At 71.5% G+C, this 21,931-nt stretch carries 21 protein-coding genes and 1 riboswitch; of the genes, 5 read left to right on the top strand and 16 right to left on the bottom strand.

From position 1 onward, the window contains the following. Window positions 1-108: 108 nt before the first annotated feature. A riboswitch (glycine riboswitch) is annotated at window positions 109-200 on the bottom strand. An 18-nt stretch (window positions 201-218) separates the two neighbouring features. The 11 genes from OHA68_RS34425 to OHA68_RS34375 all read right to left on the bottom strand — a co-directional run bounded on the left by OHA68_RS34425 (window position 219) and on the right by OHA68_RS34375 (window position 10,312). Next, entirely contained in the window at window positions 219-839 is a 621-nt protein-coding gene (locus tag OHA68_RS34425; RefSeq protein WP_189139134.1) for a MerR family transcriptional regulator, read from the bottom strand. 148 nt (window positions 840-987) lie between these two features. Further along, a complete protein-coding gene (locus OHA68_RS34420) occupies window positions 988-1,458 on the bottom strand; it encodes a bifunctional nuclease family protein (RefSeq protein ID WP_082310546.1) in 471 nt (156 codons plus the stop codon). 106 nt (window positions 1,459-1,564) lie between these two features. Continuing rightward, window positions 1,565-2,191, bottom strand: coding sequence for a transcriptional regulator FtsR (ftsR, locus tag OHA68_RS34415; RefSeq protein ID WP_229699333.1), 627 nt, complete (start codon window positions 2,189-2,191; stop codon window positions 1,565-1,567). Window positions 2,192-2,214: 23 nt separating this feature from the next. Beyond that, on the bottom strand, window positions 2,215-2,727 hold the full coding sequence (locus OHA68_RS34410; RefSeq protein ID WP_189139136.1) for an FHA domain-containing protein: 513 nt from the start codon (window positions 2,725-2,727) through the stop codon (window positions 2,215-2,217). Window positions 2,728-2,991: 264 nt separating this feature from the next. After that, window positions 2,992-5,496: a mannose-1-phosphate guanyltransferase gene (locus tag OHA68_RS34405; RefSeq protein WP_327103963.1), complete on the bottom strand. Its 2,505-nt coding sequence runs from the start codon at window positions 5,494-5,496 to the stop codon at window positions 2,992-2,994. A 3-nt stretch (window positions 5,497-5,499) separates the two neighbouring features. Further along, the gene (locus OHA68_RS34400; RefSeq protein ID WP_189139138.1) at window positions 5,500-6,081 is read right to left on the bottom strand and encodes a CDP-alcohol phosphatidyltransferase family protein; all 582 of its coding nucleotides are present in this window, start codon (window positions 6,079-6,081) and stop codon (window positions 5,500-5,502) included. A 100-nt stretch (window positions 6,082-6,181) separates the two neighbouring features. Beyond that, a complete protein-coding gene (locus tag OHA68_RS34395) occupies window positions 6,182-6,931 on the bottom strand; it encodes a GNAT family N-acetyltransferase (protein WP_327103962.1) in 750 nt (249 codons plus the stop codon). Further along, window positions 6,921-7,514, bottom strand: a complete 594-nt coding sequence (locus OHA68_RS34390; protein WP_327103961.1) for a phosphoribosylanthranilate isomerase — start codon at window positions 7,512-7,514, stop codon at window positions 6,921-6,923. Before OHA68_RS34390 ends, OHA68_RS34395 begins: the two co-directional genes overlap by 11 nt. A 10-nt stretch (window positions 7,515-7,524) precedes the next feature. After that, window positions 7,525-7,956, bottom strand: a complete 432-nt coding sequence (locus OHA68_RS34385) for a hypothetical protein (RefSeq protein WP_327103960.1) — start codon at window positions 7,954-7,956, stop codon at window positions 7,525-7,527. Between the two features lie 65 nt (window positions 7,957-8,021). Next, on the bottom strand, window positions 8,022-8,720 hold the full coding sequence (locus OHA68_RS34380; protein WP_327103959.1) for a response regulator transcription factor: 699 nt from the start codon (window positions 8,718-8,720) through the stop codon (window positions 8,022-8,024). Further along, window positions 8,717-10,312: a sensor histidine kinase gene (locus OHA68_RS34375; protein ID WP_327103958.1), complete on the bottom strand. Its 1,596-nt coding sequence runs from the start codon at window positions 10,310-10,312 to the stop codon at window positions 8,717-8,719. The genes OHA68_RS34380 and OHA68_RS34375 overlap by 4 nt, the downstream gene beginning before the upstream one ends. 128 nt (window positions 10,313-10,440) lie before the next feature. Between OHA68_RS34375 and OHA68_RS34370 the strand changes: the two genes are divergently transcribed. After that, a complete protein-coding gene (locus OHA68_RS34370) occupies window positions 10,441-11,055 on the top strand; it encodes a class I SAM-dependent methyltransferase (protein ID WP_327103957.1) in 615 nt (204 codons plus the stop codon). Further along, window positions 11,055-12,236, top strand: coding sequence for an acyl-CoA dehydrogenase family protein (locus OHA68_RS34365; RefSeq protein WP_327103956.1), 1,182 nt, complete (start codon window positions 11,055-11,057; stop codon window positions 12,234-12,236). The genes OHA68_RS34370 and OHA68_RS34365 overlap by 1 nt, the downstream gene beginning before the upstream one ends. 504 nt (window positions 12,237-12,740) lie before the next feature. Here the strand turns inward: OHA68_RS34365 and OHA68_RS34360 are convergent. Both OHA68_RS34360 and OHA68_RS34355 read right to left on the bottom strand, forming a co-directional pair. Beyond that, a complete protein-coding gene (locus tag OHA68_RS34360; RefSeq protein ID WP_327103955.1) occupies window positions 12,741-13,655 on the bottom strand; it encodes an alpha/beta hydrolase in 915 nt (304 codons plus the stop codon). A 9-nt stretch (window positions 13,656-13,664) separates the two neighbouring features. After that, window positions 13,665-14,351, bottom strand: coding sequence for a gamma-glutamyl-gamma-aminobutyrate hydrolase family protein (locus OHA68_RS34355; protein WP_327103954.1), 687 nt, complete (start codon window positions 14,349-14,351; stop codon window positions 13,665-13,667). 536 nt (window positions 14,352-14,887) lie between these two features. Here OHA68_RS34355 and OHA68_RS34350 point away from each other — a divergent pair. Further along, entirely contained in the window at window positions 14,888-15,955 is a 1,068-nt protein-coding gene (locus OHA68_RS34350) for a globin domain-containing protein (RefSeq protein ID WP_327103953.1), read from the top strand. A 73-nt stretch (window positions 15,956-16,028) separates the two neighbouring features. On the opposite strand, the gene OHA68_RS34345 is transcribed toward OHA68_RS34350, so the two are convergent. Beyond that, window positions 16,029-16,820: a helix-turn-helix domain-containing protein gene (locus OHA68_RS34345; RefSeq protein WP_327103952.1), complete on the bottom strand. Its 792-nt coding sequence runs from the start codon at window positions 16,818-16,820 to the stop codon at window positions 16,029-16,031. A 157-nt stretch (window positions 16,821-16,977) separates the two neighbouring features. On the opposite strand from OHA68_RS34345, the gene OHA68_RS34340 reads away from it, so the two are divergent. Next, a complete protein-coding gene (locus OHA68_RS34340; RefSeq protein ID WP_327103951.1) occupies window positions 16,978-18,057 on the top strand; it encodes a WD40/YVTN/BNR-like repeat-containing protein in 1,080 nt (359 codons plus the stop codon). A gap of 2 nt (window positions 18,058-18,059) precedes the next feature. Beyond that, window positions 18,060-18,368, top strand: coding sequence for a ubiquitin family protein (locus OHA68_RS34335; protein ID WP_225277333.1), 309 nt, complete (start codon window positions 18,060-18,062; stop codon window positions 18,366-18,368). 28 nt (window positions 18,369-18,396) lie between these two features. Here the strand turns inward: OHA68_RS34335 and thyX are convergent, their stop codons facing one another. Together thyX and OHA68_RS34325 are read right to left on the bottom strand one after the other, a co-directional pair. After that, window positions 18,397-19,107, bottom strand: a complete 711-nt coding sequence (thyX, locus tag OHA68_RS34330) for an FAD-dependent thymidylate synthase (protein ID WP_189139150.1) — start codon at window positions 19,105-19,107, stop codon at window positions 18,397-18,399. A gap of 94 nt (window positions 19,108-19,201) precedes the next feature. Further along, window positions 19,202-21,844 (bottom strand): M4 family metallopeptidase, encoded by a 2,643-nt coding sequence (locus tag OHA68_RS34325; protein WP_327103950.1) that lies wholly within the window; start codon window positions 21,842-21,844, stop codon window positions 19,202-19,204. Window positions 21,845-21,931: the final 87 nt, after the last annotated feature.

Genomic DNA, 21,931 nt, shown 5'->3' with positions numbered 1-21,931 from the left:
GGTCTCCCCCTCTGTCACCGCTGTCTTCGCGACCTGAGAGCTTCACCCCGAAGGGCTTGCACCGTCGGTGAGACGCGCCTGGCGAGCGCGCCTGCTTTCCAGAGTTGCCTCACCCGAGCGGTACCGGTTGCCTGAGAGATTCCGGGGAGGTTGCTCCTTCGGCGCCCCGGGCCAGCCGGGGACTCTCCCGCATGGGGTCATCGACATGTCCTAGATTACTACCCTATTCGGCGCGCCCGTCGCCTCTGGGCCAGTTCGTCAGCGGGATGGTCGGCCGGGACGGTGTCCGCGACCGCCGCCCGTTCCCCCGGCAGCTCCGCGAGGGATCCCTCGACCTCGCGCCAGACCCGGCCGAGCGCGATGCCGAACACGCCCTGGCCACCCTGGAGCAGGTCTATCACCTCGTCCGCCGAGGTGCACTCGTAGACGCTCACGCCGTCGCTCATCAGCGTGATCTGCGCGAGGTCGGCCACCCCGCGATCACGCAGATGTTGTACGGCCGTGCGGATCTGCTGAAGGGACACCCCGGTGTCGAGCAGTCGCTTGACGACCTTGAGCACCAGGATGTCGCGGAAACTGTAGAGCCGTTGGGAGCCCGAGCCTTGCGCTGCTCTTATCGTGGGCTCGACCAGGCTGGTGCGCGCCCAGTAGTCCAGCTGCCTGTAGGTGATGCCGGCTGCCGCGCACGCCGTCGGGCCACGGTATCCGATGTCGTCCGGCAGTGTCGCAGGCTGCTCGTCGAAGAGCAGCCCCTGCTCTCCGGCACGCTGCCGCGCGCTCTCCCGCCGTACCGGATCTTCCTGGCCGGCCGTCTTTCCCTCGCCGCTGCTGACCGCCACGCGGACCTCCGGCTTTCTCTCATCCCGCGGCCTGATCTGGGGGTTCGTAAAAAGGGGGCCACGGGTTTCACTTGCACCGTAGGACCGTGACCATGCTCAGTCAACGATCCGGCTCGGCGCGTCGTGAAGCGTAAATGCACTGAAATACCTACCCCGCCCTGCCAAAGTCTTCGGGAGAGATCGTGTCAAGGAACTCCCTGAACTTCTCCACCTCGTCCTCCTGGTCGTCGGGGATGATCACTCCGGCTTCCTGGACCACCTCTTCGCTGGCGAAGATGCGGGCTCCGGTGCGCAGCGCGAGCGCGATGGAGTCGGACGGCCTGGCGCTCACCTCCACGCCGTTGGAGAAGACCAGGTCGGCGAAGAAGATCCCGTCACGCAGGGCGACGATGTTGACGGCGCGCAGGCCCACGCCGAGCGCGCTCAGCACGTCCCGGAACAGGTCATGCGTGAGCGGCCTGGGCGGAGGCTCCTCCGCCTGGGCGAGGGCGATGGCCGTTGCTTCGGTCATGCCAATCCAAATAGGCAGAAACCGTTCCCCGTGTGCCTCCTTGAGCAAGACGATCGGCTGATTTGTGGGCATCTCTACGCGGACACCCACGACCTCCATCTGCAACACGGGCTGCTCCATATTCGACTGGCCGGCGACCCGGCACAGCTCATTGCTGGTCCGCTTCTGCAATTCAACGTAACACCCGAGGAGCCCTGAATGTCCCTCGGGCCGCTCATCGCCCGAGAACGCTCCGCACGCCCGTGCGCAGCAGGGCCTCGTGCAGTTCGAGCAGGCGCGTGGACAGCTCCCTGGCCACCTCGTCGGCCTCGCCGATCGCCCCCGGCGCCCGCCGTTTCAGGATCGGCGCCACGGTCTGCTCGACCAGGCCGGCCTCGCGCTCGGCCGCCGCCTTGACCGCCCGCAGGTGCCGGGCGTGCAGCCCGAAACGGGCCAGCGCGCCGACGCTGCGCGCCACCTTGAGCGCGTCCTCGTCGTAGCGCCTGGCCTTGGCCGCGAGCAGGCCGTAGTCCTCCAGCTCGGTGAGCGTCTCCTCGTCGAGCCCGGCCGCCTCGAGCAGCTCGGCGCGGCTGAGGCGCACCTCCTGCTTGTCCTGGACGGCGCGGGGACGGGCGAAGCTCTCCGCCATCTTGTCCTTGATCACCCTCAGCGGCAGGTAATGGTCGCGTTGCTCGGTGAGGATGTAGCGGAGCTGCTGGACGTGCAGGTGAGTGAACTTGCGAAAGCCCGACGGGGTCCGCTCCGGCTCGATGAGCCCCTCCCCCTCCAAGAAACGGATCTTGGAGACGGTGACGTCGGGGAACTCGCCCTGCAGGAGGGCGAGCACCTCCCCGATGCTCATGTGCGAGCGTGCCGCCTGCGAGGTCATGCGCCGGCGGGTGTCCGCATCAGGAACAACAGCCGGAACTTTCCGATCTGCACCTCGTCGCCCGAGTGCAGCGGGACCTCCTCGATGCGCTCCCTGTTGACGTAGGTGCCGTTGAGGCTGCCCACGTCGCGCACGGAGAACAGGCCGCCGCGCTGGCGGTAGAACTCCACGTGCCGGCGGGAGACGGTGATGTCGTCGAGGAAGATGTCACTCTCCGGATGGCGCCCGGTGGTGGTGAGGTCCTTGTCGAGCCGGAAACGGCTGCCCTGGTTGGGCCCTCTGGTCACGGACAGCAACGCCGTGCCCGGCGGGAGCTGTTCGACCAGCGCCCGCTCGGCCAGCAGCATGTCACCGGTCTCTGCCTCGTACGCCTCGATTCCCGCGACGGAGATCGTCGAAGTGGTGTCCCCCGAGACCTCGTGTCTGGTCAAGGGTGACCCACAGCGGGAACAGAAACGGGCATCCTCGGGGTTGGCGTGCCCGCACTGCGTGCAGTAGACGCTCGGCATCGATCGGCTCGGCCTCCTACCGCGAAGACGCGGCAACGGTGCTCGGGGCGCGCCTCGCTTCGCTCTCAAGTTTGCGAATGCCGCAACTTACGCTGATCAGCGGCAAAGGTCAAGGCGGGGCGCTGGACGACAGGTTCGGACGCTGACAAAGTTACCGCCGTCCCTGCCTGAAGGTCCATGCCGCCGCGCCTTCTAACATTACGATCTTGCACGCCATCCGACAAATCACCGTCGCCCCGGGGTCATGGGCGCGGTCCCGGGCGGTCACATGGCGGCCTGCTCGACCACGGCGGCCCAGCGCTCCAGCAGGAGCTGGGCGCTGTCCACGTCGGAAGCCTCGGCCCACAGGTCGGTGACGGGCTCGGTGGCGGCGGGCAGGATGAGCACCCAGCTTCCGTCGTCCCCCACCACCCGCACCCCGTCGGTGGTGTCGATATGGTAGCCCTCGGCGGCGGACTCGGCCGCCTCGATGACCGAGCGCATCACCGCCCCCTTGGCTTTCCACTGCGTCGGGATCGCCCGCTTGAGTAGCTTGGCCTCGGGGATCCTGGCGTCGATCTGGCTGAGCGAGAGCCGGGTGCGGGCGACCAGCCCCAGCAGGCGCATGAAAGCGGCCAGCCCGTCCAGCGCGGGACTGAACTCGGGCACCACGAAGCCGCCCCTGCCGTCACCGGCGAAGATCATGCCGGGGCCGCCGGCGGCGGAGGTGAGAGCGTCGACCGCGGTGGAGGTCCACTGCACCTCCACACCGTGGAAGCGGCAGACCTGCTCGGCGACCCGGGTGGTGGTGACCGGCAGCGCCACCCGGCCGCCCCGGCGCTCGGCGGCCACCAGGTCGAGCACCACGAGCAGGGCGCGTTCCTCGCTGATGAACTGCCCCATCTCGTCCACCAGCGCGACCCGCTCGCCGACCGGGTCGAAGCGGACGCCGAAGGACGCCCGTGAGGAGCTGACCAGCTCCGACAGTCGCTGGAGGTCGCGGCGGCGCTCGGCGAGCGTCTCCGTGGGCGACAGGTCGTCCAGGACGGCATTGACGGTGAGCACCTCGATGCCCGCGCGGCCGAGCAGCCTGGGCAGGACCAGCGAGGAGGTGCCGCCGGCGCAGTCGACCACGACCTTCATGTCCCTGACGCCGGTCATGTCCACCCGGCGCAGCAGCTCGTAGGTGTAGTCCTCGACGGTCCTGGACGGGTAGGTGAGCTCGGCGATCTCGCCGGGGAAGGCGCGGCGGAACTCCTGGCGGGAGAAGACGCGCTCCAGCTTGCGCTGGGCGGCGGGCGGCAGGTCGGCGCCCCGGTCGTCCATGATGACGATGTCGACGCTCTGCGGGTCGCCGGCGGTCGTGCGCAGCGCGATGCCGCCCGCGGCGGTCCCCCGCGAGGAGTGGAAGCGGGCCACCGGCAGCGGCGCGGCCTCCAGGTCGAGCACGTTGATGGCGCTGGCGGTGAGCGCGCTGATCACGGCCCGCTTCAGCGCCCTGGCGGCCAGCGAGGCGTCCCGGGAGGTGACGACGCGCTCGCCCTTCTTCAGGGTGGTGGCGTAGGCGCTGGCCAGCCGCACGCACAGCTCGGGGGTGATCTCCACGTTGACCAGGCCGCTGACGCCCCGCCGGCCGAACAGGCTGCGCTGGCCGCGCGACTCCCAGATGACGCTGGTGTTGACGACCGCGCCCGCCTCGATGGTCTTGAACGGGTAGACGCGCACCCCGCTGGAGACGTACGCCTCCGCCTCGATGACGCATTCGTCGCCGATGACGGCGTTCTCCTCGATGCGGGCGCCGCGCATCACGTCGGTGCTCTTGCCGATCACGCAGCCGCGCAGGTGGGCGCCGGGGCCGAGGTAGACGTTGCTGTGCACGATCGCGCGGTGCAGGAAGGCGCCCTCGCGGACCACGGCGTTGTTGCCCAGGACGGTGTACTCGCGCAGCTCGGCGCCGCCCTCGACCTTGGCGTACTCCCCGATGAACAGCGGGCCCTTGAGCACCGCGTCGGGCTCGACGGAGGCCGAGGCGGCCACCCAGACGCCGGGCGACAGCTCGAAGCCGCCGATGTCCAGCCTGACCTCGCCGGACAGGGCGTCGGCCTGGGCCTTGAGGTAGCTCTCGTGGGTGCCGACGTCCTCCCAGTAGCCGTCGGCGACGTAGCCGTAGATGGGGGCGCCGCGTTCGAGGAGCGCGGGGAAGACGTCGGAGGCCCAGTCGACGGACTCCCCGGCGGCCACCTCGTTCAGCACCTCCGGCTCCATGATGTAGATGCCGGTGTTGACGGTGTCGGAGAAGACCTGGCCCCAGGTGGGCTTCTCCAGGAAGCGCTGCACCCGGCCGAGCTCGTCGACGATGATGATGCCGAATTCGAGCGGGTTGGGAACGCGCTTCAGCCCGATGGTGACCAGAGCCGAGTTCTCTCGATGAAACCGGATCATGTCCGTCAGATCGATGTCCGTCAGGGCGTCGCCGGAGATGACGAGGAACGGCGCGTCGTGCAGGCGGTCGGCGGCGTTCTTCACGCTGCCCGCCGTGCCCAGCGGGATGTCCTCGGTGGCGTACTCCAGGCGCATGCCCAGCTCGTCGCCGTCGCCGAAGTAGTTGCGCACCAGCGCGGCCAGGAACTGGACGGTCACCACGGTCTCGGTGATCCCGTGCCGCTTGAGCAGCCGCAGGACGTGCTCCATGATCGGGCGGTTGACCACGGGGAGCAGGGGTTTGGGCTGGTTGGCCGTCATCGGTCGCAGCCGAGTGCCCTCACCGCCCGCCATGACGACCGCCTTCACCGGTCACTCCTTCGTGGTCGCGGTGGTGAGCCGGCGCACCTGTATCGCATACAGCGCACCCGCCCACCAGTACAGGCCAGTTCCCCAGAGCGCGAACGCCCACCCGACAACGCGCGCTATATCGGCATACCACCCCGAGTGGGAGGCAAGGAAGAGCAGGGGGAAGGCGTACATGAGGTTGAACATGGCGGCCTTGCCCAGGAAATGCACTTGAAGCGCCCTATATCCATGCTTACGAAGCACGGGGAAGAAACTCGCGACGAAGAGCTCCCGGCCCAGGATGATCACCACCAGCCACCACGGGATGACCTCCCGCACCAGCAGCGCCGCGATCGTGGCGAACACGTAGAGCTTGTCGGCCGCCGGATCGATGATCCGCCCGAGCTTGCTGACCTGGTTGAACGCCCGGGCGATCTTGCCGTCGAGCCAGTCGGTGAACCCGGCGACCGCCAGGACCGCGATGGCCCACCCATCCGCCCTCGGCCCCAGAACCAGCCAGAGGAACACGGGCACGCCGAGAAGTCGCAGGAAGCTCAGCAGGTTGGGAACCGTCCAGATTCGGTCCTCGGCGGAAGTTTCACTCACGCAGCAGACCCTACTGCGTGAACTTCCAGCGCAGCGGTGCCGCGTCCGCCCGGTTCCGGCCGCCCGCCGACCACCCTGCCGGACCGCCCTACCGTGCCCCTCAGGTCCGGAGAAAGGTGTGGGTACGGCCGATTCCGGCGAATCCCAGCCGGGCGTAGAAGTCCTTGGGCCAGTCGTCGGCGTCGGCGACCAGGAAGACCGGCTCCCCGCCCGCCGCCTCGGCCAGCAGCGACCTCAGGAGCGTACGGGCATGGCCTCGGCCCCGGTGGCGCAGGGCGGTGTAGACATCCTCGATCTGCGCGACGCCGTCGTGCACGTAGAGGTCCGCCCGGGCGGCGAGCTCGCCGTCGGCGGCGCGCACGCCACGGAAGCCGACCAGGTCGGCGCCGCGCAGCCGGGTCTCCACCCGCCTGGCGAGCTGCTCGATCGTCGGCTCCGGGGCGTCCGGCAGGCTCTCGCGCCAGTGCCGGCGCAGCGCGGGCACCAGCGTCTCCAGGTCCAGGTGCTCGGCCGCGGGCTCACCCCCGGGCGGGTCGCCGTGGAACGCCATGACGAGGTTGACGGCGGGCCGGTAGCCGGCCGCGGTGAACGCGGGTGTGAGAGCCGCGCCGAGCTCGTCGTCGTCCACGTGGACCAGGCGGTGCTCGAAGCCGGCCAGCACCTCCTCGGCCGTCCGCAGCACCGTGGCGGGATCGCCGGCGTCCCAGAGGATGAGCTTGTTGTCGTCGTAGGAGCCTGGATAGCGGTCGTCGAGCACCGCGAAGCCTCCGGGCACGTCGACGGTCCTGGGTGCTCTGCGGCGGGCGAACCCCCGCTGGAAGGCGAGCGCGCGGCTGAGCTCAGACGGCACCGCGGGCCGCCGTGAGGAAGCGGGCGATGAGCGCGGAATCCTTGACGCCCGGCGCGGTCTCGACCCCGCTGGACACATCGACCCCCCACGGCCCGGCCGCGGCCACCGCCTCGGCCACGTTGGCCGGGTCCAGGCCGCCCGCGAGCAGCCACCGGCCGGTGGGGCGGCCGCGCACCGCCGCCCAGTCCCACGGCTCCCCCGAGCCGGGGCGCGGCGCGTCGACGATCAGCAGGCTCTCGTCGAAGGCGCCGCAGCGCAGGTCGGCACGCGCGTCGACGGCTCGGACGAGGGTGCGGCCGAGGTCCTTCAGCGCGGTGAAGTCGCCGTGCGGGTGCTTGCCGTGCAGTTGGATGCCGCGCACCCCGGCGGCCAGGGCGGCGGCCCGCACGGTGGCGGGGTCCTCGCCGCGGAAGACGCCGACGGTCAGCACCCGGTCGGGGACCAGGGCGGCGAGCTCGGCCGCGCGCTCCGGGCTCACCTGGCGGGGGCTCGCCGTCAGCACGAACCCGATGGCGTCGGCGCCCGCCTCGACGGCGGCGGCCACGTGCTCGGGCTCGCTCAGCCCGCAGATCTTCACGTACACACTCTCGACCCTAGCGGCGGCGGGAGGCCCCCGGCGACCACGCCCACAGCAGCATCGCGGTGATGAGACCGAACAGGATGACGCCGTTGGGCACGTGCGCGCTGAGCAGCTCCCAGGTGAAGTGCTGGGCCATCCCGACGAGGAACAGGCCGAAGCTGACCAGGGCGGGCCAGCCGGCGCCGCGGCCGGGCCGCCAGACGAGCACGGCGCAGATGATCTGCACCAGCGCGACGAGGTGGACGAGCATCCCTGCCATCACGTGCGCCTCGCCCATCGCGCCGTCGGTGGACACCGACTGGCCGGCGAGCGAGGCCGTCACCACGAGGGTCACCGCCTGGGCGACGATGGCGACGCGCAGGGTGTACAGCAGGCCGGCGGGCACCGGCTTGGCGGGGGCGGTGCCGGTGCCGGGCCGGGCGTCCTGGGGGGCGGTGTCGTACATCGTGGTGGTCCTTCCGGTCGTGCGATGAGGACCAACAGGATCGTCGCCGCGCCCGCCGCCGGTCGTCAGCCTGGCGGGCTATTCGCCGGTCCGCCACGCGGTGGACGCACCGGGCGGAAGGAGGCGTCGACCAGGCCGCTGCGGTGCGCGACCACCGCCGCCTGGATGCGATTGCGCAGGCCGAGTTTCTCCATCGCGGCCGCGATGTGGGTCTTGACGGTGGTGACGCCGACGTGCAGCCTCTCCGCGATCTCCGCGTTGGACAGGCCGGTGCCCACCAGGGCGAGCACCTCCACCTCCCGCTCGGTGAGCCCGCGGGGGCCGGGCACGGCGGCCCGCTCCTCGGCGTCGAGGAAGCGCTCGACGACGCGGCGCAGCACGGAGGGCGCCAGGAGCTGCTCGCCGGCGTGGGCCCGGCGCACGGCGTCGACCATGCGCTCCGGCTCGTCGTCCTTGACCAGGAAGCCGACGGCCCCGGCGCGCAGGGCGGCGTACACGTTCGCGTCCTCGGCGAACGTGGTCAGCACCACGATCCGGGCGCCGGGCCGGGCGGCGAGCACGCGGCGGATCGCCTCCAGGCCGTCGACCCTGGGCATGCGCAGGTCCATCAGGATGACGTCGGGCAGGTGCCGCTCGGCCAGCCGCACCGCCTCGGCGCCGTCGCCGGCCTCGCCGACCACCTCCATGTCGCTGTTGGCCTGCAACAGCATCCGCACGCCCGCGCGGACCAAGGCCTGGTCGTCGGCGATGAGCACACGGATCACGCGGCGCCCCTGGTGGCGGGCAGGCTGGCGGCCAGCAGCCAGCCGCCGTCCTCGACGGGGCCGGCGGTCAGGGTGCCGCCGAGCGCCTTGACCCGCTCGCGCATGCCCGCCAGGCCCCGGCCGGAGGACGGCAGGCGCTCGATGCCGGTGGGCGGGCGGCCGTTGCGGATCTCGACGGCCAGGCCGTCGCCGTCGGAGCAGACGCAGACGCGGACCTTCGTCCCTGGTCCTGCGTGTTTGAGCACGTTCGTGAGGCCTTCCTGGACGATGCGGGCCGCCGAGGTCCGGGCGATGAGCGAGGCGTGGGCGGTGTCAGGGTCGAGGGTCAAGTCCACCACGAGTCCGGCGGCCGCCATCCGCTCGGCCGACTCGCGCACCACGTCGGCGGGGTCGGCGAGCAGGCCGGGCTGGCGGTCAGGGTCGCGCAGCAGGTCGATCAGCCCGCGCAGGTCCTGCAGCACCTGGTGGCCGGTCTCGCGGATGTCGGTCAGCGCGTCGGCGACCGGGCCGTCCGGCGCGGTGTAGCGGGCGGCGCTGGCCCGCAGCACCATGGCGCCGACGTGGTGGGCGACGATGTCGTGCACGTCGCGGGCGATGCGCTCGCGCTCGGCGAGCTGGTCGGCGCGGACCTGCGCCACGGTGAGCCTGGTCGACTCGCTCGCCCGCAGCCGTTCGGCCGCGGTGGCGGCCTGCTTGACGCCGAGGTAGCGGCCGATCGCGACCGGCGTGACCACCAGCGCGCACAGCACGGCGGCGCGGAACGCGGTCACCTCGGTGCCCGGACCGACGACCGCGACGGCGGCGAGCACGCAGGTGGCGAGATAGGCGAGGGACGTCCAGGTCCAGGAGGCCACCCGCATGGCGAACACGCCGAGCGCGACGAGGGTCAGGACCAGGCAGGTGTTGACCGCCTCGGTGAGGTAGGCGTCGGCGGCCACCAGCAGGACGGCCTGGAACAGGAAGACCAGTCCGGGCAGCCGCCTGGCGACGCCGAGCGCCAGGCCGGCCGCGACGGCGAGCAGCCCGATGGCCCAGGCGGGCCGGCCTCCGGCATGCCAGCTCGTCCAGGTGCTGAGCACGGTGTGCGCGACCCCGCCCGCGGCCAGGAGCACGTCCGGGGTGATGTCGCGGTGCTCCGGCCGGCCTGCCGATCCGCGCAGGTAGCCGCCGACGATCGCGGGGAACAGGGTGATTCCCGCGGCGTACAGCCACGCGTTGAAGGCCACACCCGGATCCGCCAGGTTGATCCCGGTGGCGATCCCGGCCACCCCCACGGCGACCGCGAGGGCGCGCCGGCCCGCGCTGTAGGCGGTGACGCCGACCGCCACGAGCAGCAGCATCTGCGCCGTGTTGGAGCTGAACGCCTCGATCCGGTCGGTGAGGACCAGGGCTGCCGACAGCCACAGGGCGGTCGGCAGCGGCCATCGCCGCACGAAGCCCATCGGCGCGCCGACCAGTAAGGCCAGCGGCAGGACCGTGAGATGCGGCGGCAGGTCCGCTGTCCGCGCCTGACCGGACATCAGCAGGTCCAGGCCGACGCCGGCCGCGGCGAGGAGCAGATCGAAAGGCACGCCGCGCCAACGCCAACTCATGAGGTAAAGGTATCCAGGTCAGGCCCCGGGACAGTCCTCCGGGAGAGGGATACCGTCTCCTCCTTGTGGCCGGAGCTCCGCCCCCTGGATGGACGCAGCATCAGATCTTTACCCATACCGTCAATGACATGTCGAACGACAGCGCACTGTTCCTCGGCCAGTTCCTGCGGGCGCCGGCCAGCATCGGCGCCATCGCCCCCAGCTCTCAGCGCCTGGCGGCGGCGGTCTGCGCGCCGGTGCCCGAGCGCGGTGAGCCGACCGTGGTCGAGCTGGGCCCCGGTACGGGCCCGTTCACGCTGGAGATCCAGCGCAGGCTGGGGGGACGTGGCCATCACCTGGCGGTGGAGCTCAACGAGCCGATGGCGAAGATCCTGGCAGCGCGCTTCCCCAAGGTCGACGTGGTGCACGGGGACGCCGCCCGGCTGACCGAGTTGCTCGCGGAGCGGGGACTGCGCCAGGCGGACGTGGTGGTCAGCGGCCTGCCGTGGGCGGCCTTCCCCCGTGAGTTGCAGCGCGGGCTGCTGAGCGCGGTGACCTCGGCGATGAATCCGTCGGGCGCCTTCACCACGTTCTCCTACGTGCACGCGATCCCGCTGGCGCGGGCCCGCCGCTTCCGCGCGCTGCTGGCCGACCGGTTCGAGGAGGTCGTGGCCGGGCGGACGGTGTGGCGCAACGCGCCTCCCGCGTTCGTCTTCCACGCGCGCCGCCCTCGGCCTGCGGCGGATTCTCCTACCATGACGTAATGGACTTCTCCCTCCCCGAGAGCGCCCTCGCGGTGCAGCGCGGCATCGGCGACATCTGCTCCCGGTACGACCTGGACTACTGGCAGCGCTGCGAGAGCGACAAGCGCTGGCCCGAGGAGGTCTGGGCGGAGCTCGGCAAGGGCGGCTGGCTGGGCCTGGCCGTCCCGGAGGAGTACGGCGGCGGCGGGCAGGGGCTGCTGGAGCTCGCCGTGGCCACCGAGACGATCGCGGCCTCGGGCGCGGCGGGCGGTTCGGCCTTCACGTACGTGCTCACGCCCGGATTCGGCGCGCTGACCCTGGCCAGGCACGGCAGCGACGAGCAGCGGGCGGAGCTGCTGCCGCGGCTGGCCACCGGCGAGGTGGAGACCTGCTTCGCGCTGACCGAGCCGGACGCCGGGTCCAACTCGCTGGCGATCACCACGTCGGCCCGCCGCGACGGCGGCGACTATGTGATCAACGGCCAGAAGATCTGGATCACCGGCGTGCAGCGGGCCACCTGGATGCTCCTGGTCACCAGGACGATCCCGGCGGCCGAGGCCAAGCCGCGCACCAGCGGGCTGACCGTCTTCCTGGTCAACGTGCCGGAGGCGGTCGCGGCCGGGCGGCTGTCCTACCAGCCGATCCCCAAGCTGGGCGCCAACACCACCCCGTCCAACATGGTCTTCATCGACGACCTGCGGGTGCCCGCCACCAGCGTGGTCGGGCAGGTCGACGAGGGCGCGGCGGTGCTGTGGGACATCCTCAACCCGGAGCGCATCCTGCTGGCGGCCTCCGCGCTGGGCGGGGCCGAGGTGGCGCTGCGGGTGGCCGTCGCGTACGCCAAGGAACGCGAGGTGTTCGGCCGCCCGATCGGCGCGAACCAGGCCATCGCGTTCCCGCTTGCCCAGGTCAAGGCCAAGATCGAGCTGGCCCGGCTGATGATCTACAAGGCGGCCTGGTCGTTCGACCGGCGGCTGCCGTGCGGCACCGAGGCCAACATCGCCAAGCTGACGGCCTCGCAGGCGGCGTGGGAGGCGGCCGACGCGGCGTTCCAGACGCACGGCGGCATGGCGTACTCACTGGAATACCCCGTTGCCAGACTGCTCACCGACGCCCGGATCGGGAAGGTCGCACCTGTGACGGAGGAGCTGCTGCTCAACTTCCTCGCAACCCAGGTGCTGGGCCTGCCCCGCAGTTTCTGACCGTCGCCTCTGCCCGCCCGCCGCCCGTCGTCGCCGGTCCGCATGCCTCGGCCGGAGGGGAATCCCTCTCGCGCGCCTCTTCGGCCTCGGCCTGGTTCACCTACCTCCGCATGGGAGGGTGAGCGACCTCCTCTGCGTTCGGGTGGCCGGCCGGGCGTCGTCGGGCCGCTGCTTCGTCCCCCGGGGCAGCGTTCTCGGCCTCGGCTGACAGGCCCGCCGCGTGCGCGTGCCGGCGCCCTTGGTGACCAGCCACTTCTTTGTCGTGCATGGGTTTGCGCCTACCCTCGGCACGCGGGTGAAACCACCGCTCAGGAGAAGGCCGCGGACCGCTTCTCGCGCGGACCGCGAGGCACGGCGACAGGCGCGAGACGCGAGGCGACCGGCGCGAGACGCGGGGCGAGGCGACAGGCGCGGGGGCGGCCGGCGCGCGGGGCGAGGCGACAGGCGCGGGGCGGCCGGGGGCGCGGGGAACCCCGTGCTCAGCTCACAGGGACGCTCTGAGGCTCACAGCGACGTCCTGAGGCGCGCCGCGACGTAGTCACGGGCCTCGACCGCCTGGTCGAACAGCCTCGGCAGGCCGAAGAAGCTGTGCACCGCCCCGTCGAACCTGCGCACCTCGACGGGCACGCCCGCCTCGGCCAGCCGCTCGCCGTAGCGCTCGCCCTCGTCGCGCAGCACGTCGCAGCCGGCGGTCAGCACGGTGGCCGGCGCCAGGCCGGCCAGTGACGGCAGGCGCAGCGGCGACAGGCGCGGGTCGGCCAGGTCGGCGCCGGCGGCGTACTGCCGGACGAACCAGGCCATCTCCTCGGCGTCCAGGCCGAACCCCTTGGCGAACTCGGTGTAGCTGGGGGTGTCCTGGCGCGTGTCCAGCACCGGATAGATCAGCACCTGGTGGGCCAGGCGCAGCCCGGCGTCGCGCGCCTGCCAGGCGGCCACGGCGGCGAGGTTGCCGCCCGCGCTGTCGCCGACCAGGGCGATGCTGCCGTTGCTCTGGTAGAAGGCGGGCCGGGCGAAGATGTCGCGCAGCACGGTCCAGGCGTCGTCGGCGGCGGCCGGGAACGGGTGCTCGGGGGCGAGGCGGTAGTCGACGGAGACGACGACCGCGCCGGTGCGGATGGCCAGATCGCGGCCGAGCGCGTCGTTGCGCCGGACGCTGCCGAACACCCAGCCGCCGCCGTGGAAGTAGACGACCACGGGCAGCGGCTCGTCGCCGCGGTCGGCGCGGTAGATGCGCACGGGCACGCCCTCGGCCGTCTCGTCGCGGACGTGCGGCAGTTGCGGCAACGGCCCGCGCTGGGCGGCCAGGCCGTCGTGCGCGCGCATCTCCTGGATCCGCTCCAGGTCCAGCTCGGCCAGGTCGGTGTTCAAGTCCGACGGGTAGTCGGTGAGGTACTCCCGTGCCTGAGGGTGCAGCGGCATGATCGCAGCCTAGCGGGCCGCTTCCACGAGCGCATCGAACAATCCGTTGTCGTCCCCGCGCTCGGGATGCCACTGAACGCCCACGGCGAAGCGGTGTCCCTGCAGCTCGATGCCCTCCACGATCTGGTCGTCGGCCCAGGCCACCGCCAGCAGGCCGGTGCCGAGCCGGCGCACCGACTGGGTGTGCGGGGCGACCACCTCGACGTGGTCGCCGACCGCCTTGCCGAGCTTGCTGGACACGCTCACCTGGATGCGGTGCGGGGTCGCGGGCTCGGCGTGCCGGTCGTTCTCCAGCATCTCGGGCAGCCACGGGATCAGGGTGCCGCCCTGGGCGACGTTCAGCAGGTGCATGCCGCGCGAGATGCCCAGGATGGGCACCTCGGCCCGCACCGCCGCCCTGGCCAGCGCCAGCTCGAACCGGTCGCGCTGCGGCTGCGCCGCGGGCACGCGCTCGTCCTGCTCGCCTCCGTAGGCCGCGCCGCCGACCTCGACCCCGCCGGTGAGCACCACGCCCCGCAGCCCGCGTACGTAGTCGTCGGCGGCGTGCGGGTTGAGCGGTGGCAGCACCACGGGGGCGCCGCCGGCCCGCTCGACGGCCTTGGCGTAGGCGGGTGGGGACAGCACCGCCTCCCGCACCCAGACATCCCAGCGGGCGGCTTCGAAGTAGGCGGTGATGCCTATCAGCGGTCGGGACATGCGTTCTCCAGGGGGAGCGTTCTCCAGGCGGCAGGGGCGGGTGTCCGTGCCGGCGCCGGTCGGGCAGCCACCCGCCCATCATGACGCACTCCATTTCGGTTATGTCGCTTCTCCCGCAGATCTCCTTCCCCCTGCCTGTCTCGATCCTGGTGTCCGGACCGGCCGGGCGCCCGCGGGAGGGCGAGGTGGGGATACGGCCGGTAGAAATATTCAGATAAGACCGCTTTCCACGTTGAACGCGAATGCAAGTTTTATTCACCTTGCCGGATCGAAACGCGCTCAGGCGAATGATGGCGTCGTTACGGACAGTTCAGACGTGCCCGTCATTAGGGCGAATCGGTTGTGAGGCCGGGACGGCGGTGTAACACTGGTTTTCGAGCGACCGGACGTGCCGGGGTCGACCGGACGCTCGTCACCCGGAACCGTCAGGGAGGTGGGCCACGACGATCGGAGTTCGATTCCGGTCAAGAGGACGGGTTGGGTATATGTCGATAAATCCGCGTCTGGTAAAAGAGAGTTTCGCCCTCATCGAACCGGTGGCCGACAAGGCGGCCGCCTACTTCTACGGCCGGCTGTTCGCCGAGAACCCGCATCTGCGCGGGATGTTCCCCCCTGCCCTGGACGTACAGCGGGATCGGCTCTTCGGCGCGCTGACCCGCGTCGTGTGGAGCCTGGACAGTCCGGGCAGCATGACGTCGTTCCTCAGCCAGATGGGCCGGGACCATCGCAAGTACGGCGTCACCGCCGAGCACTACACCGCCATCGGCACGGCCATGCTGGCCACCGTGCGGCGCTTCGCCGGCGAGATCTGGAACGACGAGATCGAGGCCGCGTGGGTGTCGGCCTACACCGCGGCGGCCAACATCATGATCGAGTCCGCCGAGGCCGACGCGGGCGTCTCCCCCGCGTGGTGGCTGGCGGAGGTCGTCGAGCACCGGCGCCCGCACGACGACATCGCGGTCATCACCCTGCGCCCCACGCAGCCGCTGCCGTACACGGCCGGTCAGTACGTCAACGTGCAGGTCTCGCGCTGGCCGCGGGTGTGGCGGACGTTCTCCATCGCGAACGCGCCGCGTGCGGACCACTCGATCCGGCTGCACGTGCGCTCGGTCCCCGGCGGGTGGGTCTCCGGCACCCTGATCAGGGACACCCGCGTCGGCGACACGCTCATGCTCGGGCCGCCGATGGGCACCATGGCGGCGCCGGAGGACAAGCCCCGCGACCTGCTGTTCGTGGCGGGCGGCACCGGGCTGGCGCCGCTGAAGGCGATCATCGAGCAGGTCATCGCCTCCGGCCACCGGCCCGGCATCCACCTGCTGTACGGCGCGCGCACCTCGGCCGAGCTGTACGACCTGCCGGACCTCATCCGGATGGAGTCGTCCTTCCCCTGGCTGCAGGTGCTGCCCGTGGTCTCGGACGAGCCCGCCTACGACGGCAGGCGCGGCCGTCTTCCGGAGGTGACGCAGCGGCTGCGCTCCTGGACCGAGCACGAGGTGTACGTGTGCGGGCCGGCCGCCATGGTCGACGAGACGGTCTCCCGCCTGCAGTCCGACGGCGTGCCGCTGTCGCGCATCCACCGCGACGTCGTGCACTCCGAGCGGTGACCGGAGAGCCGTGACCGGAGAGCGGTGGCCGGGAGCTGTGACCAGGAGGGGTGACCGGGAGCAGTAACCGGGCTCAGCCGAAGGCGGCGGCGGTCTCCTCGTCGTTGGGCCAGAACATCTCGATGGCCAGCTCGGAGACCGTCACGTCCACGGGCGAGCCGAACGTGGCGAGGGTGGTGAACATCGACAGGATCGTGGCGCCGTGCCTGATCCGCAACGGCAGCAGGATGTCGGAGGGACCGGGGACATGCGCCACAGTGAGGTCGACGCCCGGATAGACGTAGCCGACGAGCTCGTCGTGCAGCTCGGCCAGCCGCCCGTCGCCCGACATCTCGGCCTGCCTGCGCAGCCGGTGCAGCAGGTGGGCCCGCACCTCGGCGAGGTTGACCAGCCTGCCGCCCATCGCGTCGGGGTGCAGCGACAGGCGCATCACGTTGACCGGCTCGCGCAGCAGCTCGGCCGGCACGCCGTCCATGAACAGGGCGGCCGCCGAGTTGGCCGCCACCAGGTTCCATCCGGCGTCCACGACCAGCGCGGGGTACGGCTCGCAGCCGGCCAGGATCTTGTCCAGCGCCTCCCGTACCGAGCGCAGCCGGGGGTCATGCACCTCGCGCTCGGGGAACACCGGCGCGAACCCGGCGGCGACCAGCAGCCTGTTGCGGTGCCGCAGCGGCACCTCCAGCTCCTCGGTCAGCTTGATCACCATCTCCCGGCTCGGCCGGGCGCGGCCGGTCTCCAGGAAACTGATGTGCCGGGACGACACGTCGGCGTCGATCGCCAGATCGAGCTGACTCACCCGGCGCCGCTGACGCCACGATCGCAACAATCCACCAAAAGTCTCTTCTTGTACGGCAAGCGCTCCCATGGTCAGCCACGTTATCTGTCAGTGGGAAGTGCGACGATTACCTCTCAGGTCATCAGGCGACGGCGGCCGTCGTGCCGAATGCGATGAAACGCCCAGTCCTCGGCGGTGCCCGCCACCGCGTGGCACGATGGCCGGAAGCGAACATGGGAGCGATGCCATGACTGACGCAATGCTCGCGATCGGCACCCGCAAGGGCCTGTTCCTCGCCCGCTCGTCCGGTGGCGGACCGTTCGAGGTCGAGCCGATCCAGTTCTCCACGGTCGCGGTGCACTCGGTGGCGATCGACACCCGCGGCACCACCCCCCGCCTGCTGGCCGGCATCGAGTACGGCCACTTCGGCCCCTCGGTGGTCTACTCCGACGATCTCGGCAAGACCTGGCAGGAGGCCGAGCGGCCGCCCGTCGCCTTCCCCGAGCGGACCGGGACGACCCTGGCCAGGGTCTGGCAGCTCCTCCCCTCCCCGTCGGAGCCGCAGGTGGTCTGGGCGGGGGTGGAGCCGGGCGCGCTGTTCCGGTCACAGGACGGCGGCGTCACCTACGACCTGGTCGAAGGGCTGTGGGAGCACCCGCACCGGCAGCACTGGGAGCCGGGCGGCGGCGGGCTCTGCCTGCACACGATCATCCCGCACCCGTCCGACCCGCGGATCATGGGCGTGGCGGTGTCGACGGGCGGCTTCTACCGCACCGGCGACGGCGGCCGGTCCTGGGAGGCGGCCAACCAGGGCATCCGCGCGCCGTTCATGCCCGAAGGGCAGCAATATCCGGAATACGGCCAGTGCGTGCACAAGGTGGTCATGCACCCGTCCCGCCCCGAGCGGCTGTTCCTGCAGCACCACTTCGGCGTCTACCGCAGCGACGACTTCGGCTCCTCCTGGCAGGACATCGGCTCGCCGCTGCCCTCGGACTTCGGCTTCCCCATCGTGGTCCACCCCACCAGGCCCGACACCGTCTACGTGCTGCCGCTGCACGCCGACCTCGACCGCACCCCGGTCGGGCACCACTACCGCGTCTACCGCAGCGACGACGCCGGCGACACCTGGCAGCCGCTGGACCGGGGCCTGCCCGAGGAGCCGGTGTACGCCTGCGTGCTGCGCGACGCGATGACGGCCGCCGAGGCGGGCGTGTTCTTCGGCACCCGCGACGGCGAGGTCTACGGCTCGCGGGACGACGGCGAGAGCTGGTCGCTGGTGGGCAGGCACCTGCCCGACGTGCTGACCGTGCGCGCGGCGGTGCTGTGAGCATGGCCAAGTCCGTGATGATGGTGGTGTTCGTGCTGCCCAGCTCGCTGCGCCGGTGGGTCAGCGGGCGCACCGAGGTCAAGGTGTTCGCGGTCGGCGCCGACCGCGACTCCCCGCCCACCCTGGGCGCGGCCCTGGACGTGCTGCGCCGCACCCACCCGCTGCTGGAGGAGCGCATCCGCGACGAGTACGGGCGCATCCGGCGGCACATCAGCATGATCGTGTGCGGCGAGAACTCCCGTGGCCTCGGCGGCCTCGACTGTGCGATGCCGCCGGGCGCGGAGGTCTACGTGCTGCCCGCGCTCGCCTGAGCGGCGGGCACGCGGCTCCTCAGGGGGATTAAGGGGCGACTCTGCCGTTGGCGATGAAGGCGGCGTGGGTGAGGGGCATGAGCCCGGCCCAGACCTCCTCCATCCGCTCGGCCACCATCTCGATCTCGCGCTGCGGGAACGACGGCACCCTGGCCTGCTCGTGCTGGGTGCGCAGGGACAGGAAGTGCATGAGCGAGCGGGCGTTGCAGGTGGCGTACATCGTGGAGAACACGCCCACCGGCAGCACCGCGCGCGCCACCTCACGGGCCACGCCCGCTTCCAGCATCTCCTGGTAGGCGGCGTAGGACTGGCGGTAGGCGCCCTCCATCGCCTCGGTGACGAGCTTGTGCTGCTCGGGGGTGCCCTCGGTGAAGACGTAGTGCCCCGGCTTGCCCTGCTGCACCAGCTTGCGCTCCGGGCCGGGCACGTAGAAGGCGGACTGGAGCTCGCGGTAGCGGCCGCTCTCCTCGTTGTAGGACCAGCCCACCCGGTGGCGCTGGAACTCGCGGAAGACGAAGATCGGCGCGCTGACGAAGAACGTCATGGAGTTGTGCTCGAACGGGCTGCCGTGCCGGTCGCGCATCAGAAAGTTGATCAGCCCCTTGGAGCGCTCGGGGTCCTTGTCGAGCTCCGCCAGGGACTGCTCGCCCGCCGTGGACACGCGCGCCGCCCACAGCACATCGCGGTCCGAGGCGCTGTGCTTGACCAGCTCCACCGTCACGTCGTCCAGAAAACGCACTCGTCGATCCCTCCGTCTGCGAACAGGCCGCCCGCCATCGTACGCCTGCCGCGCCCTGGTCACGGGACGCGGCAGGCGGGTCCGGCGTACCGCCCTAGCAGCGGCGGGCCGGCCGGGTGCGGGTGACGAGGTCGGTGTCGGCCGCGGTGCCGTCGAGCCAGACGACCCGTTCACCGTCCCCGGCGGCGAACAGGAACTGCTCACCCCGGTTGCAGGAGTAACGCTGGAGCGTGCCGCCGTTGAGCGGAACCTGGAACAGCTTGGGCAGGTCGGCGTTGTTCGCCACGGTGAAGTCCGGGATGAGCCCGATGGTCACCGCCGAGTCGCCGGCGTCCATCCAGATGGGGAAGCCCACCTCCGGCCCGTCGGGGACGAGCGCGGTGGCGCCCGTGCCGTCGGCGGCGGCGCGCATGATGCCGTAGGTGCCGTCGTTGTCGGTGTCCACGGCCCAGACCAGGTGCCGCGAGGTCAGGACGGGCACCGCGGACGCGGACGGGCCGTCGCCGGTGGCGGGCACCTCGGGCAGCACGGTCCGGGTGCCGGTGGCCAGGTCGTAGAGGACCGGGGTGCTGTGCGGGACGCCGCCTTCGACCTTCCACCGCAGGTAGGCCAGCTTGCCGCGGTTGAGCGACGGCTGCAGGCCCTGGGCGCCGTCCACGGCGGAGACGCCGACCGGCGCGGCCGTGCCGCGCTTCAGCCAGACCTGGGCCTCGCCGGTGTCCAGGTTCACCTCCTCCCAGGCGAGGTCGTCGCCGGAGACCACCACGGAGGCCACCAGCCGGGCGGTCTCGTGCACGACGGTGGCCGGCGCGCGGCCGTCGAGGGGCCGCGACAGGATCCGGAAGCTGGTCTGCGCGTCGTCGTAGGAGACCCAGACGGCCCGGCGGCCGTCCGTCGCGGGCGCGGTGTTCCACCGGTCGTCGTCCGACAGCCGCACCGCCTTGCCGCCGCTCACCCGCCCGGTGCGGATGACGGTGGGCCCGGTGGCGTCGAAGGTGGAGTCCACCACCACGTACCTGTCCCCCGCCACGTCGGGCTTGACGAAGGCGTCGGTCAGGCCGTCGATCAGGACGCGGCTGTCGGTGGCGATCCGCCGGTCCCAGCCGGGCTTGATGCCGTGCCGGTCGAAGGCGCGCGCGATCGTGGTCCGGTCGCGGGCCGGCAGCCGGGCCGCGCGGGCGGCGGACTCGACGGCGCGGCGGCCGTCCTCGAAGTCGTCGAGCGGCGTCATGTACTCCGTCAGCGCCTTGTAGACGACCTTGTCGGTCGCGGGACCGCCGAGCTTCTCCCTGACGTCCCACAGGGCGCCGGAGAAGATGGTGGAGTTGGAGTGCACGCCGCCGCCGTCGGAGGCGACGGTGACGCCGAGGTAGTCCTCGGCGGCGTTCCGGTCGTCGTCGAGGTCGCGGGTGGCGCACTCGACGGGTGTGGCGTTCTTGCAGAAGTCCTCGCCCAGCAGGCTCGCCTCCGGGTCGGACATGGGGATGCCGAGGGTGTCGACCTCGATGGCGTTGCCGAAGTAGTCGGCCAGGCCCTCGTTCATCGCGCCCGACTGGCCGAGGTAGACCAGGTCGGCGCTGTTGGTGATCACTCCGTGCGTCATCTCGTGCCCGACGACGTCGAGGGCGGCGGCGAAGGAGTGGAAGTCGGGGCCGCCCCCGCCGTAGACCATCTTGGTGCCGTCCCAGAACGCGTTGGCGAACGGCTCGCCGAGGTAGGTGACGTTGACGACGGAGTGCATGGTGCCGCCCGCGCCGTCCAGCCCTTCGCGGCCGAGCCGGCGGTAGTACTCGTACACCTGGCCGGCGCCCCAGTGGGCGTCCACGGCGCCGCTGTCGGTGTGCTGCGGGCCGAAGGCCGGGGTGGGCGACTGGGCGAGTTTCGTGCCGTCCGGGACGCCGCTCCCCAGGTAGTCGAAGACGTCGCCGCCGGCGGCGTCGTAGGTGAGGATCTCGCCGGTGGCGCCGTTCCACATCGGGCGGGCCCGGTCGCGCAGCTCGTAGGCGTCGCCGGCGTTCTGGTAGGCGTTGAGCGTGCGCTGCTCGCCGTGCGCGCCCTGGCCGGTCGCCTGTACGGGGCCCTCGAAGTGGAGCCTGTCGACGGCGAACAGCGGGGCGCCGGAGCGGGCGTCGACGTACGCGTCCCGCAGGACGGGCCGCTTGGCGGCGCGGTCGTGGCCCTTGAGCGGGATTCGCCAGGCCAGCACGCCGGTGCCGCGCGGCACCACGACGAGCTCGCCGGCGCCCGCCTCGACGCTCTCGCGGGTGATCCGGTTCTTGGTCAGCAGGGCGCGGGCGAGCTTGCCGGCCGTCTCGGCGGTGACGGTCGGGGTCGGGTCGACGCTCAGCTCGGTGTGGAAGCGGCCGCCCGCGCCGGTGACCACCCGCTGCCCGTCCTGGTCGGCGAAGTGGACCAGGTACTGGCCGCCGAACACCGGCAGGTCCCGGTGCCGCTGGGCGAACCTGACCGTCACGTCCGCGCCGTCGGTGATCGTCTGGAGGGGGACCAGGTCGTCGGGGTTCAGGTGGTAGCGCGGGTCTTCCAGGTGCGTCTTGGCGGCCTGGACGGGGTCTCCCGCCCGGGCGGGCTCGGCGAGGCCGCTCACCTCGGCGGGGGCCTCGGTGCCGGCGCGGGACTCCACCTGGGGTGGCGGGTCGTCCGCGGCGGCGGTTCCGGGTACGGCGAGCGTGGCGGCTAACGCGGCGATGGCCGTGAGAATGCTGGGACGCCAGGACACGACACCTCCTGGTGTGGCGTAGGAGTACTGGCGCCCCGATCATGACAGCCGACTTGACTGGCAGACAAATCACAATTTGATTACCAA

The organism is Nonomuraea glycinis (genome assembly GCF_035920485.1).
GTDB classification, from domain to species: Bacteria; Actinomycetota; Actinomycetes; order Streptosporangiales; family Streptosporangiaceae; genus Nonomuraea; species Nonomuraea glycinis.
The sequence above is the reverse complement of the archived record's forward strand: the minus strand, read 5'-3'. Positions and strand labels throughout refer to the sequence as shown.